General features: G+C 75.5%; 11 protein-coding genes. 4 read left to right on the top strand and 7 right to left on the bottom strand.

The genetic code is table 11. The annotated features are described in order from the left end of the window. Window positions 1–73: 73 nt before the first annotated feature. The 3 genes from AB0H53_RS23170 to AB0H53_RS23160 form a co-directional block, all read right to left on the bottom strand. A complete protein-coding gene (locus AB0H53_RS23170) occupies window positions 74–2,269 on the bottom strand; it encodes an acetoacetate decarboxylase family protein (RefSeq protein ID WP_362116452.1) in 2,196 nt (731 codons plus the stop codon). Between the two features lie 194 nt (window positions 2,270–2,463). Then, window positions 2,464–3,354: an alpha/beta hydrolase gene (locus tag AB0H53_RS23165; RefSeq protein ID WP_362116449.1), complete on the bottom strand. Its 891-nt coding sequence runs from the start codon at window positions 3,352–3,354 to the stop codon at window positions 2,464–2,466. Window positions 3,355–3,681: 327 nt separating this feature from the next. Further along, window positions 3,682–4,503 carry an isoaspartyl peptidase/L-asparaginase gene (locus AB0H53_RS23160; protein ID WP_362116446.1) on the bottom strand — a complete coding sequence of 274 codons (822 nt, stop codon included), beginning with the start codon at window positions 4,501–4,503 and terminating at the stop codon, window positions 3,682–3,684. Between the two features lie 47 nt (window positions 4,504–4,550). Here AB0H53_RS23160 and AB0H53_RS23155 point away from each other — a divergent pair, with 47 nt between their 5' ends. Next, window positions 4,551–4,937, top strand: coding sequence for a VOC family protein (locus AB0H53_RS23155; protein ID WP_362116443.1), 387 nt, complete (start codon window positions 4,551–4,553; stop codon window positions 4,935–4,937). Between the two features lie 140 nt (window positions 4,938–5,077). Here AB0H53_RS23155 and AB0H53_RS23150 read toward each other — a convergent pair whose 3' ends face one another. Further along, window positions 5,078–8,185, bottom strand: a complete 3,108-nt coding sequence (locus tag AB0H53_RS23150) for an FG-GAP-like repeat-containing protein (RefSeq protein ID WP_362116440.1) — start codon at window positions 8,183–8,185, stop codon at window positions 5,078–5,080. 461 nt (window positions 8,186–8,646) lie between these two features. Here AB0H53_RS23150 and AB0H53_RS23145 point away from each other — a divergent pair, with 461 nt between their 5' ends. Next, the gene (locus AB0H53_RS23145) at window positions 8,647–9,438 is read left to right on the top strand and encodes a VOC family protein (RefSeq protein WP_362116437.1); all 792 of its coding nucleotides are present in this window, start codon (window positions 8,647–8,649) and stop codon (window positions 9,436–9,438) included. 42 nt (window positions 9,439–9,480) lie between these two features. Here the strand turns inward: AB0H53_RS23145 and AB0H53_RS23140 are convergent, their stop codons facing one another. Next, the gene (locus AB0H53_RS23140) at window positions 9,481–10,104 is read right to left on the bottom strand and encodes a CGNR zinc finger domain-containing protein (protein WP_362116434.1); all 624 of its coding nucleotides are present in this window, start codon (window positions 10,102–10,104) and stop codon (window positions 9,481–9,483) included. A 58-nt stretch (window positions 10,105–10,162) separates the two neighbouring features. Between AB0H53_RS23140 and AB0H53_RS23135 the strand changes: the two genes are divergently transcribed. Continuing rightward, on the top strand, window positions 10,163–10,900 hold the full coding sequence (locus AB0H53_RS23135; protein ID WP_362116431.1) for an AzlC family ABC transporter permease: 738 nt from the start codon (window positions 10,163–10,165) through the stop codon (window positions 10,898–10,900). Next, the gene (locus AB0H53_RS23130) at window positions 10,897–11,205 is read left to right on the top strand and encodes an AzlD domain-containing protein (RefSeq protein WP_362116428.1); all 309 of its coding nucleotides are present in this window, start codon (window positions 10,897–10,899) and stop codon (window positions 11,203–11,205) included. The genes AB0H53_RS23135 and AB0H53_RS23130 overlap by 4 nt, the downstream gene beginning before the upstream one ends. 619 nt (window positions 11,206–11,824) lie before the next feature. On the opposite strand, the gene AB0H53_RS23125 is transcribed toward AB0H53_RS23130, so the two are convergent. Together AB0H53_RS23125 and AB0H53_RS23120 are read right to left on the bottom strand one after the other, a co-directional pair. Next, the gene (locus AB0H53_RS23125; RefSeq protein ID WP_362116425.1) at window positions 11,825–12,490 is read right to left on the bottom strand and encodes a 1,4-alpha-glucan branching protein; all 666 of its coding nucleotides are present in this window, start codon (window positions 12,488–12,490) and stop codon (window positions 11,825–11,827) included. Window positions 12,491–12,811: 321 nt separating this feature from the next. Then, window positions 12,812–13,069 (bottom strand): hypothetical protein, encoded by a 258-nt coding sequence (locus AB0H53_RS23120; RefSeq protein ID WP_362116422.1) that lies wholly within the window; start codon window positions 13,067–13,069, stop codon window positions 12,812–12,814. Between the last annotated feature and the right edge of the window lie 107 nt (window positions 13,070–13,176).

Below are 13,176 nucleotides of genomic sequence, written 5' to 3'. Positions count from 1 at the left end.
TCCCGGCGCTTTCGTGGGTGACGCGGGCCATCACCGGTTCCGCGGTCCTGGTCCCCGGATCCGCGGTGCCGTGTCACCGGGGCAACTGGGCGCCGGCCCCACGGCGGGCCCGGCACCTGGGCGCGCTGAGCACGAACAGCGGCCTCGCGCCGTCCAGGCCGAGCGAGCGCACCTGACGTACGAGGGGCGGCTCGTCGCCGGCCCCCGGCGGGGCGCAGCGCAGGCGAGCCCGGGGCGCCATGTGGAGCCGCTGCCGCCCGGCGCAGTGCACCAGGGTGCGCAGGGTGGCGTCGGCCGGCCGGCCGTAGAGAACCGAGTCGATGTGCGGAGCCGTCACCGGGCGGCCGAGGTCGCCACTGAACCGGAGCAGCGGACGCCCGGCCTCCCCGAGTACGGTGCTGAGCCGGTTCCGCGCCAGCCGCACCTCCACACCGGCCGTCCGGGCCGGCTGGCCCCACAGCTCCCGGCTGACCGCCTCGGCCTCCGGGGTGGTCACGGCCACGGCGGTGACCTGGCGGCCGACGCGGCGGGTGTCCGCGCGGCGCAGCAGGTCGCGCGCCAGATCGTAGCCACGGGGCCGCCACAGGTCGTTCACGAGCACGGCCAGGCTCAACTCGTTGTAGGGGCCCAGGCTGACGCAGCGGTGCTCGTACGCGGAGAGCGCGACCAGCACCCGCCGCCCGAACCGGGTGGGGACCATCCAGGAGGCGTCGGACAGCAGGTCGGCCGCCGCCCCGGGGCTGACGGCGAAGAAGGCGGTCACCGCGGTCGAGTCGTAGTAGCGCACGGGCGCCTCGACCGGTCCGGCCGACGTGGCCACCGGGGTGACCGGCACGGCCATCAGCGGATAGCCCTGCGGCGGGTTGGCACGGTCCTTGAGCTGGAAGGCCCGCGAGCGCGTCACCCGCCCCCGGTAGGGCGACAGGGCCTCGTCGATGTCCCGCCGCGCGTCCGGGAGGTCGGTCTCCAGGTTGTCGATGTACTTCCCGATCGAGTGGCACAGCGGGAACTCGTGGCTGGGGTCGATGTAATTGACCTCGTACCAGTCCGGGTGCGGGGTGAACACCGTGCCGGAGCCGGCTCCTCTGCCGTCCAGCGTGGGTACGAGATCGTGCTGGTTGGTGACGGACGCCACCCAGGTGCGGGGGTCGGCCGGTCTCTTGTTGTCGATGGGGGAGCCCACGGCCACCACGTGCGTCACCCGGAAGCGCCGGCAGAACTCGCTGTTCTGTGCCAGGTTCATCAGGGCGATGCCGCCCTCGCTGTGACCGATCAGGGCCAGCTCGGCCCCGGCGGGCAGCCCGTACTCGTCGATGGCGAGCAGGATGCCGCGCGTGTAGGGCGACTCCGGGTCGAACAGGTTGCTCCACGCGCCGACGAAGTCCTGCGGGGAGTCGTTGCGCGGCTTGCCGGGCGCCATGCCGGGGGCCTGGAGGACATGGCGTACCACACCGTCCGGACCGCGCACGTCCTGGATCAGGACGCGGCCGCTGGTCCCCAGCAGGGCGATGTTGCGGAGGAAGCCCATGAGGGAGCCGTGCGCGGCGAGCGACCGGGCGTCGTCCTCCGCCAGCACGACCGGGGTCGCGGCGCCCTCACCGGAGTCGAAGGCCGAGAGGTGCCTGGAGGAGAGCCCGAGCCACGGATCGGCGTGCAGCGCCTCGCCGGTGGCGATCTGCCATCCGACCTCGTCATTGAGCGGATTCTCGTCCAGCAGCGCCCGGATGGCCGACAGTTCGGCCAGCAGGGGCGCCAGGGTCGACATGGCCCGCTCCGTCCCCTGGTCCCTGAGGAGTGCCCGCAGGGCCCGCAGCGCGTCCACGTCGTGGTCCTCGGTCACGGCGTCCATCAGGCGCCGCATACCCGAGTCCCGTCCCAGCTCGGGGTGTTCCAGCAGCACCGCCGAGGCGCGCAGCCGCAGCGACGTCACGGCGACGCGGTTCGCCAGGCTCTCCCGCCCGCAGACCGCACCGGCCTGGCCCATCCGCTTCAGCGGCCCCTGCGGCGCCCGGAGCGCGAACCCCAGACCGGCGTCGCGGGTCAGGGCGCGCACCAGCGCCCACTGCGCGGCCATCCCGGACCCGGGGTGCCGCACGCTGGACCGCGCCAGCCGGGGCGAGGCGAGCACGGCACTGGCCCGCGTGGCGGCGCCCATGACCGACTGCGCGGCCTGTGCGACCTCCAGCGCCGCTTCGCGCAGCAGGTGCGCGGTCTCGGTCCGGCCGGATCCGTCCGGGTGCGCGGCACCGGTACGGTGCTGGGACGCCATGGCGGCCTCGCAGGAGGGAGACGGGCCGACCGGTTCGGCCCTCCTCGGACGATGGTCCGGTCTCCGGCCCGTCCCCGCATCCGGAAGCCCACCCGCCGGACGCCCGGGGCCCGGGGGCCGGCCCGGCCCGCGCGGGCCCGGGGAGTGGGCCGCCGCCGTGCGCCGGGGCCCGCGGATCGGCACCCGGCGGCCCGTCACCGGTTGGGTCCTTCGGGGGGTGGCCCGGTCCCTGCCGCCCCTCCCTGCCCGGTGGACGTGGTGGTCAGGAACCGGCCGACCTCCCGGGCGACCGTCTCCGGGTCGTCCAGCATCGACAGCACGTACGCGCCGGGCACCTCGGCGTACCGCGCCGCCGGCAGCAGTGCGGCCAGGCGGTGGCCGTGCTCGGGCGGCATCACCCGGTTGTCGGGCGACCACAGCACCAGCGCGTCGCCGGTGAACCCGGACAGCGCCTCGGTGTCCCGGACGAGCCGCTCCTCGTCGAACGGCCCCCGGCAGTAGGCGAGCAGGTCACGGTGGACACCGGGGTCGCGCAGGAGCGGCTCGGTCCAGCGGCGGACCAGGTCGTCGGGGAGCGGCCGCCGTGCCATCCAGCCGAACAGCGGGGGCAGCCGGCGCAGCGGGCCGATGCGCAACTGGCGGGCGGCGAACCGCAGACCACCGGGGAGCCGGACCGCCAGCGCCACCATCCTGCCCGGCAGGCCGGGCGGGAAGTTGCCGAACGCCTCGCACGGCAGGATCACCTGCCGGGCCACGCGCCGGTCCAGGCCGTGGGCGGTGAGGAAGAGCGCCCCGCCCCAGTGGGCGTGCACCAGGGTGACGGCCTCCAGACCGAGGGCGTCGAGGAAGTCGGCGACGAGCCGTACCTGCCCGGGCAGCGTGAGGTCGGCGTCCGGGTTCATCGGCCGGCGGTGGGCTCCCAGCGGCAGCACCGGGCGCAGGTACCTGAATCCCGTCGGCAGCAGTGGCATCACCCGGTCCCACAGGGTGTGGTCCATCAGCAGGCCGTGCAGCAGCACCACCGGTGGCCCTGTGCCGGTGTCGTCGTACTCGACGACACCGGCGGGCAGTACGACGTCCCTCACGACAGCCTCCCGGCCGAACAGGCCCCACGCGGTCGCCGCCGACCCCGGCCGGCCCCGGCGGCGCCATCCGCACGGACGGCACCGCGCTCCCGGCCCAGGGGAGCGGGCGGGCCGGGCCGCGTGCGCGGTTACCCGGCGGGCGGGTTCCCCACCGGCAGCGTACGCGGCGCGGGCCGGATGGGGATTCCCCGGACCGCTGACCGAGGCGTAGCGTCGAAGGTGTCCGGACGGGGTGCGTGACGGTCCCCGCCCGGACACCTGCACATCGCCCGCTTCCGGCGTCCCGCCGTCCCGCCGCTCCTTCGGACGCCGGACCGGCGCGGCCGGTCACACCCGGGGTGGCGACTCGTCCAGGAGGCCGTGCAGCATGATCACCCCGCCGTCACCGCCCAGCGCGGGCAGCCGCCGGACGAGGACCTCGTACGCGGCGGACGCCACGTCCCGGCCGCCGAACTCGATCAGGTTGGAGATCGTCACGGTCGCCGCGCCGCGCAGGAACACCTCACCGTGGCCGGTGGCGCTCGCCGCGACCGTGCCGTTCCGGGCGTACGTACCCGCCCCGACGACGGGAGAGTCGCCCACCCGGCCGGCCGCCTTGCCGGTCGTACCGCCGGTCGAGGTCGCTGCGGCCAGGTCGCCCCGGCGGTCCAGCGCGACGGCCCCCACGGTTCCGTACGCCTGCGCGTCGTCCCCCGCGCCGGCGGGCCGCCGCCCGGGGGAGCCGTCCGCAGTCCGCCCCTTGGCCTTCATCAGGGCGTCCCACCGCTTCTGCGTCCAGCAGTGGTCCTGCGTCACCATGGGCAGGCCGCGCCGTGCGGCGAAGTCGTCGGCGCCCTCCCCGGCCAACAGGACGTGCCGTGACTTCTCCATCACCAGCCGCGCGGCCGACACGGGGTTCCGCACGCCGCGCACCCCGGCGACCGCGCCGGCCGCCAGGTCCGCCCCCTTGCCGGCGTTGAACAGCTCGTCGTCCTCCAGGACCCGCACCGCCGCGGCCACGGCGTCCACACTGGTGCCGCCCCGGCGCAGCTCCCGCTGCCCGGCGCGCAGCGCCGTGGCCAGGCCGTCGCGGTACGCCTTCTCCGTCCGGGCGTCGACCTGGCCCCGCATCAACGCCGTCCCGACCCCGCCGTGCACCGCCAGCACCACGCCCCGCGCGTCGGGGCGGGCCTCGCCGGCCCCGTAGGGTCGCCCCCATGGTGCACGTACTGAGCAGCCGGGTCCTGCTGAGGCCCCGGGATCCAGAGACGTCCAGGACCTTCTACGGGCAGACCCTGGGGCTGTCCGTCTACCGCGAGTTCGGCACCGGGCCGGAGCGGGGGACGGTCTACTTCCTCGGCGGCGGCTTCCTCGAGGTGTCCGGGCGCGCGGACGAACCGCCGACCGCCACCCTGCGGCTCTGGCTGCAGGTCGCCGACTGCGCGGCGGCGTATGAGGAGCTCTCCGGGCGCGGTGTGCGTGTGCTGCGGCCGCCGTTGCGGGAACCGTGGGGCCTGATCGAGATGTGGATCGCCGATCCGGACGGCCACCGCATCGTGCTGACCGAGGTACCCGCCGACCATCCCTTGCGCTACCGCCCCTGAGCGCGGGCGGCAGGAAGGGCCGCGGGTGGCGTCCCGCCGGTCGCCGCCCGCCGGCGAGGGGCGGAGGAGGTCACCCGCGGCCGGCCGGCCGGCCGCGGGCGTTGCCTTCCGACGGCCGTCCGGCCACCCGCGGCGGTGGGTCAGAACAGGCCCTTGTAGTTCTGCCAGCCGCTGCCGATCTTGACGGTGCCGCCGAAGGAACCGGCGCCGTTGCCGTAGTTGCGCAGCAGGTCACCGGCGGTGTTGCGGCTGAGGAGGTCGGCCCTGCCGTCCTTGTTCAGGTCGCCGACGCCGATGAGGGTGTTGCGCCCGGCGGCCCAGTTGCCGCCGAAGACCTGCACGCGGGCCTTGAGCGTGCCGGCGGCCGTGCCGTCGAACCGCCACAACGTGTTGGCGCCGTCGACGGCCAGCAGGTCACCGGCGCCGTCGCCGTTGAGGTCGCCGGCCCCGAGGACCGCCCGGTAGCCCTTCCAGCCGGCCGCGATCCGGCCGCGCGCCTTCAGCCCGCCGGCGCCGTTGTCCGCGTACAGGTGGATGTCACCGGTCGTGGTCTGTCGCGCGATCAGGTCGGGACGGCCGTCGCCGGTCAGATCGCCCGGCGACGTCAGCACGTTGAACTGCGCCCACGCCGTGCCCAGGGAGGTGTACGGGGTGGTGGGCGTCAGCGGCTTGCCGCAGGCGGGCCGGTGGCCGCGCAGTTCCCCGTTGGGGGTCCGCACGAGCACGTCGTTGCAGCGGTCGCCGTTCAGGTCACCGAACGGTACCGCCACCACCGTGGTCGGCCAGCCGCCGCCGGTGGTGGCACCGGCCAGTGCGCCGGTGCCGTTGCCGTGGTGGAGGGCCAGGGCTCCGGAGGAGCTGAGCGAGACCAGGTCGGCGACCGTGTCGGGGAGGCCCGACGGGCCCGCGTGGTCACGGCGGGGCGCCGTGCCGCCGGCCAGCTGCACCGTGCCGCCCAGCGTGAGGCTCGCGCCCTGCCCGTCCGCGGGGACGGCCACGAGGCTCCAGGCGTACGGGCCGTTCTCCAGCAGCCGCCCCTGGCTGTCCTTGCCGTCCCAGACGGCCCTGAGCGGTCCCCGGGTCTCCCCACCGGCGAGGGCGCGGACCACGGCGCCGGTCGCCTTGTGCTTCACGGTGAGCCGCCAGGAGGCCGCGGGCTTGGACAGCCACCACGACGGGCGCCAGGCGTCCTTCGCGGCGAAGGCGGCGGGCGCGGTGGACGTGACGGCGGTCAGCGGGGAGGTCGGCACGCCGCTGGGCACCACGTGGATGAGGTTCGCGGTGTCCTTGTAGGCGATGCCGCCACCGAACCGGTCGACGCTCCACGCCTGGTTCCGGTGGGCGTACGTGGGGTCGACGTCCGCGAGACGGCGGGAGACCGGCGTACCGGTGCGGAAGTCGGTGAGCCACAGCGCCGGTGCCCGCTTGTCCACGAAGAAGCCGTCCCCGAGGAGTCCTCCGGTGTGCGAGCCCGCCGGGAGCGCGATCCTGGTGCCGGAGCGCAGGTCGACGACCCCCTGCTGGTTGTAGTAGGCGCAGGCCCAGTACAGCCAGGGGCCGGTGACCTGGAGCTCGGTGGGCAGGCAGGAGGTCCCGGTGGACACCACGCCGAGGTCCCTGCCGGTGGGCAGGTCGGTGCGGGAGACGCTGCCGGCCGCCGAACCCGTGTACAGGGTGTTGCCCCACAGCGCCGCACCCGTCTGCGGGAGCTGCCGGACGACGGACGCGCCGGCCTTGGCCTCCAGGTCCACGACGAGCGTCCGCTCGCCCGTGTGCACGGTGCCCGGGTGGAGCGGGCCGCCGGTCTGGACAACCGCGTACCGGCCGAAGGAGTCCACGAGCGTGCCCTGGGCGGTGCCGGTGGACGCCCGGTCGGCCTGGTCCGCCGAGCGCCGGCCGACGATCTCCACCTGCGGCGAGGTCTCCAGGGTGCGGACCTCGTGGACGGCGCGGCCGTCACCGCTGCCGAACAGCCTGGCGCAGTCCTGCCGGCCGCAGGGCGTGGTGTCGTACGGGCGGCCCGTCTCGCGGCCGATCCACACCGGGGCGGCCTGCCGGTCGGGGGCCGGGCCGGCGGACAGGGCGCGGGTGTAGAAACCGGCGCCGTGCGGGCCCTCCCGCTCCACGGTCGTCAGGACGCCGGCGCTCAGGGCGAGCGCGTCGACGCCGCCGGCGACCGGAGCCACCCGGCGCAGCTTCTCGGTGCGCGGTACGCCCCCGTCCGCGCCGGCCGTCACCTTCTGCAGGTGCCAGTCGGTCGAGGAGGTACCGCCGACGACGGCGGCCCCGCCCGCGGTGATCTGGACGACCCGGTCCTCGGAGCCGTCCAGCAGGAGGTGCCGCTGCAGACCGTCGGCGGAGAGCGCCACCAGGCCCCGCCCCAGCGGGGTGTTCGCGTCACCGGTGTCCTCGGAGGCGAGGATCCAGCCGCCCACCAGCCCGATACGGGTGGCACTGAGGTCGGCGGGCAGCGGGAAGGTCCGCTCCGGTCCCTCCAGCGCGGCGCGGTCGCGGACGTGCACCTGACGGCTGTCGTCCACCCAGGCCAGGGCGTCCGGGCTCACCGCGACCGCGGCGGCGGTGCCGCCGGCGTCGTACACGGGGGAGTCGATCACCGTCATCCGGCCGGACGCCAGGTCCACGACCCCGAGCGCGGTGGCGTCGTACTGGTGCTCGTCGTGGTCGAAGGCGAGGACCGCCACCCGGTCGTCACCGGCCACCAGCCGGGCCCCTTGCAGGTCGGCACCCTCGGGCCAGCCGGTGATCGCCGGGCGGGCGCCCGCCGGATCGTCGGCCCGCCCCAGCAGCCAGGCCCTGGTGCCGGACCAGTCGCCGGGCGCCTTGGCCTGCTGGAGCAGCATCGTGCCGCCGACCAGCCCCCGGAAGTACAGGTCCTCGGGGAGGTCCAGCCGCCGCTCCGTGCCGCCGACCATGTCACGGATGTAGCGCCCGTCGAAGGAACGCTCCTCGTACACATGGGCCGAGCCGGTGCCATGGGCGCCGAACTCGTACGAGTGCCCGAGCGGGGTGCTCTCGCCGGTGGTGAAGCTCGTCCACCGGAAGGGTTCGACGGCGCTTCCGTCGCTGGGCTCGGACGAGTGCACATAGCCGTGGCTGTCGACGGCCGCGACCCGCTCGCTCCTCGGCTGCGTCCGCCAGTGGGGAGTGATGTCGAGCCGCTGTCCCGGGTCGACGGCCCGCGGAGTGGTGGCGGACGCCGGAAGTGGCGCGAAACCGGCGATGGACATGACGAGCGCCATAGCGCCGAGAAGCCCGCGCACACGGGTGTAGCCAGGCAAGAAGGGTCCCTCCCCGGGAAATCTGAAGAACGGTGGCACGCCCGGTGGGGGTGGACCCCTCTCGCGCATACGGCCACAAGTGGCTGGATCTTATCGTCCGGCGCGGTGGGCCCAGCGCCGCCGCCGCCCGGGCACCGGGGCGCGGTCCCGGACGGCGGCGCCCCGCCGCCCCCCGGCCGCGTCCCTTCACCGCGACGGCGGGGGCGGCCTCGTGGTGACCGGACCGTACGGGCCGTGGCGTCCGCCGCGTCGCGGTCCCGCCCGCCCGGTGCCAGGCTGGTCGCGCGGGACCGCGTGGAACCCGTGGCGGTCCGCGCGGTCGCGGCACCCGAGACCGCAGAGCACCCGGGACCCCCGACGACGCCCGGACCCGGGCGGGAGCCGGCCGAGTCCCGGAGAAAGGGAAACGCGTGATCACCACTGACTTCGTCCCCGGCTCCCCCTGCTGGCTCGACCTCGGCGCACCCGACGTCGACGCGGCGGCCGCCTTCTACGGCGCCGTGTTCGGCTGGCAGGCCCAGGCGTTCGACGAGACGAGCGCGTACAAGTCGTTCCGGCTCGACGGCAAGGTGGTGGGCGCGGTCGGGCCACTCACCGAGGAGGGGGCCCGGTCCGCCTGGATGATCTACTTCCACGTGGCCGACATCGACGCGACCGTCCAGGCCGCCGAACAGGCCGGCGGCTCCGTGCGCACCCCGCCGTCCGAGGCGTCGGAGGAGGGGCGGTTCGCCCAGCTCACCGATCCGCAGGGCGCCCAGTTCGCGCTCTGGCAGCCCGGCTCCTACCCGGGCGTCGAGCTCACCGACGCCCCCGGCAGCCTCGGCTGGATCGAGCTGTACACCTCCGACGCGACCGCGGCGCAGACCTTCTACGGCACCGTCCTCGGCTGGACCGGCCAGGACATGGAGCTCCCGGGCGGCGGCGGCACCTACACGATGCTCACACCCAAGGACTGCCCGCCGGAGCGGATGTTCGGCGGACTGATGGCGGTGCCGGGCATGTTCGAGTCCGGGGAGGTCCGTCCGTACTGGCACCCCGTCTTCGGCTCCGCCGACTGCGATGCCACGGTCGCGCTCGTCAGGGAGAACGGCGGAGCGGTCGCCATGGGACCCGAGGACGCGGAGGGCGTCGGCCGGCTGGCGGTGTGCCACGACCCGGCCGGGGCGGAGTTCGTCGTCCTCACCCCCGCTCCGGCTGGGTGAGCCGCACGGGCCCGGCCGGGGACCGGGCCCGTGCCGTTCGGGTCAGCCCGCCGAGGGGCCGTCGTCCGGGGTCGCCCTGGAGCGCGCGTAATGCCGCCGCACCCGTTCACGATTGCCGCAGTCGTCCGTCCGGCACCACCGCCGGGTGTGGCTCCGGCTTCGGTCCAGGAAGAACCAGCCGCAGCCGGCCCCCTGGCAGCGCCGGAGCCCGGTCAGCGGCGCGGACAGCAGCTCCGCCGTCCCCAGCGCCAGCAGGTGCACGACGTCGCCGGGCGCCGCCGCCACCAGCTCCGGGCGCAGCGGCAGGTCCGGGGCGCAGCCGGCCCGGTGCCAGGCGTCGAGGAAGCCGCGGCGTACCACCGCCAGGTCCTCGGGGCGCGGGGACAGGCCGTCCACGGCGGAGTCGAGCAGACGGTGCAGCGCGGTCCGCAGCCGCCGCGCCGCGTCCAGCGCGTGTGCCGCCGTGGCCGGGTCCTCGTCGGCGGCGCGCAGGAGCACGCCGACCCGGTCCGCTTCCAGGAGGCCGCTCCTGCCCGCCCAGGCGAGCAGCGCACCGGGACCGGTCATGCGGTCGGCCGCGCGCCGCTCGTCGAGCCGCCACGCGACCGTGTTGGCGAAGTCCAGTACCACGTGCCCGCCGATCAGAGCCGGCGCTGTCTCCTCCATGTCTCCTCCGTCCCCCACCTAATGCTCATTACGCCATATGACTGTTAGGGTGCGGCGTATGGAGCGGGAACAACCCCCAGAGCACACCGGCCCGACGGCACCGGAGGCGGTCGGTGGCACCCCTCGGCAGCGCTTCCTCGCGGGCGTCAGAGTGGGCGTGGGACTGGCCGCGGCCGGGTTCGTCCTGGCCGTGACCTTCGGGGCGTTCGCCCGCACGGAGGGCTGGGGGATCCTCGCTCCGGTCGTCTGCTCGCTCATCGTCTTCTCCGGGTCGGCGCAGTTCGCGCTCGCCACCGCGCTGGCGGGCGGCGGAGGCGTCCCGACGGCCATCGCGGCGGCCGCGCTGATCAACGGCCGTTTCATCCCGATGGGTGTCGCCGTGGCCGGTGACCTCCGGGGCGGCCGGATACGCCGGGCGCTGGAGGGTCAGGCCGTGGTGGACGGCTCCTGGGTGGCGGCGCACCTGGGCGGCGGCCGGTTCGACCGCTACAAGCTCTTCGGCGCCACCGTCGTGCAGTGGCCCGCCTGGGTGGCGGGCACCGCACTGGGCGTCGTGGCGGCGCCGCCGGAGGGGCTGATGGAGACGCTCGGCCTCGACGTCGTCTTCCCGGCCTTCTTCCTGCTGCTCCTGCTGGACGAGTTGCGCGGACCGCGAACGGCCCGCGTCGCGGCGGCACTCGGCGCCTCCCTCGCCGCCGGTCTGATCCTCCTGGTACCGGCCGGGATCGCGCTCCTGGGATCGAGCGCGGCCGCCCTGCTCGGGCTGCGCGCCAAGAAGGACGGGAACCGGTCGTGAACCTGTGGTGGGCCATCGTGTGCGTCGCGCTGATCAGCTTCGCCTTCAAGGCGGCCGGTCCCGCGGTGCTGGGGGACCGGGAACTGCCCGCGGCGGCACGCGGCGTCATCGCGCTCCTGGCGCCGGTGCTGCTGGCCGGTCTCGTCGTCATCAATGTGGCGGGCCCGCGGTGGAGCGGGCTGGACTGGCCACTGCTGCTCGGCCTGGCCACGGTCACCGGTGCCCGGCTGCGGCGCGCCCCGATGCTCCTCGCGATCGTCGCCGGAGTGGTCGTCACGGCACTCACCAGGCTGGCGTTCGGCTGACCGCGACCGGTCGCCGGAGCGTCATGGCCGTGGCGGGGCGGCGGCCGGTGCCGGGTCCCGCGTCGTCCCTCGGTGGCCGAAGGGCGGCTGACCGCGACCGGTCACCATGAACGGGCCGTCGGTACGGACCTCGTGGCCGGCCCTCCGCGCGAACGCCGTGACACAGGCGTCGTCCCGGACCCGGAGCCGACGCGGGCACCCTCGGGCGTGACACACCGACCGGCCTGGTGGCGCGCGTCCCTGCCCCGTACGGTGAGCGTCCCGCCCAGCCGCTCGCCCTTCGGCCCGGTCCGCTCCCGCTCGCACCCCGGCGCGAGAAGCTCCGCGCGCACACCTCCGGTCCCACTTCCGCTGCTCCCGGAGCCGCTGGAGCACCGGCTCCACGCGGTCGGCCCGCGTGTCCGGGGGCCCGGACTCGCGGGTGGGCTCGGTTCACCGGCCGCCGCGCCCGGACCGCGCTGGGCACCGCGGCCGGTCAGGACATGGCGGTGCCCGGCCAGAGGGCGACGACGGCGCGGTGTCCGCGCCGCCCGGGCGTCGAGGTGAACATGGGGAGGACTCCGCCAAGGCGGCGACGGCCCCGCCGTCACCGGCCGCCCGGCGGGGCACGGACCCGGGCCTAGACCCGGCGGGCGGCGCGCAGCACGGCGAACAGGCCCCGGGCGCGGCCGCCGCCCGGCTGCTGCCAGGAGCCGGCCACATGGCCGGTCGTTCCGGGCGGCAGGGGCACCGGACCGTCGCCCACCGGCCGCAGGAGCCGGTGCAGGCGGAGGCCCGAACCGTCCGGGCCCGGCAGCTCGGTGCCATCGCGGTCGTCGGTGGCGGGCCCGGTGAAGTCCGCCGGCACCGGGCCGCCACCGGTGTAGGAGCGGGTGACGTCCTGGTCCGGGCTGTCACTGACGTTCTGGTCTTGCGCCTCGGCCCGGCCCTCGATCAGGGCGAGCAACTGGGCGACCATCACCGGGTCCTGGCAGCCGTCGTACACCCAGCGCCGCCCCAGCACCCCGTGCTCCATGGTCCCGACCAGGGCGTGGTCCGCCCCGTCGAGCGGGGCACCGCGGTAGGTGAGCGGTACCAGGTAGGTGTCGGGGAGGGTCCCTGAGGTGTCGGTGGCCACGATGAACTCGATGCCGACCGCGCCCCGCGGATCGTCCAGGCGGAATCCGCCGGCGTTGGCCAGTTCGGGTCCGCCACCGCCACCGCGGTACCACGGCCGGGAGGGCAGCCAGGAGGCGAGCAGTTCGAGCTTGCCCGGTTCGAGGGTCGTGCGATGGATGACGGCCATGTCGTGATTTCCCTTCCGTGCAGCGGACGGTGGTCCCGCCCACTCTCCCACCCGCGCGATCCCCACACCCCCGCGGGGAGGGCCGCGGACCCGCCCGCCGACGGGCCTGCCCCCGCGTGGAGTTCACACCGCCGCGCACGGTCGGCCGCCGGTCGGCCACTCCTGCCCGTCAGGACGATGAGCCGACCCACCAGGACGGTGAGATCGCGTGCCACACCGGGTCTCCGGTCGTGCGGACGAACCGTCCGGGCCGGCGCACCCGTGCGGCGGGCCCGTCCGGGCGCCCGGGGGTGCCGCTCGCGGACGGCGAGGCGGCGGGTCTCAGCGCCGCACGGTCTCCTCGTCACCCGCGGCAGCCGCCTCCAGACGATTCAGAGCCGTCCTGGCGGACTCCCGGCTGCGGGTCAGCTGCCACGTCTGCCTCGCGCAGCCCAGCACCGCCGCGCAACCGGCGAGGAGCAGCAGCACGCGCAAGGGCGGCCACCAGTGCTCACGAGCGACCGCGTGCCCCGCCAGCAGCAAGCCCGTCATCAGCAGCCCACCGGCCTTGCGCGGCCAGAGCTCGATCCCGTCCCACATCGCCCCGCCCCTTCCCGGCCCCGCCCTTTCCCGGCCCCGCCTCGTCACGGGCCCCGCGCGGAGCATACGAGGCGCGCCGGGCACCGGACTCGGGTGCCGCAGCCCGC

It is taken from the genome of Streptomyces sp. NPDC050856, from assembly GCF_040653855.1.
Classification (GTDB): domain Bacteria; phylum Actinomycetota; class Actinomycetes; order Streptomycetales; family Streptomycetaceae; genus Streptomyces.
Note: the sequence above shows the minus strand (reverse complement) of the source record. Positions and strands in the feature narration are given on the sequence as shown.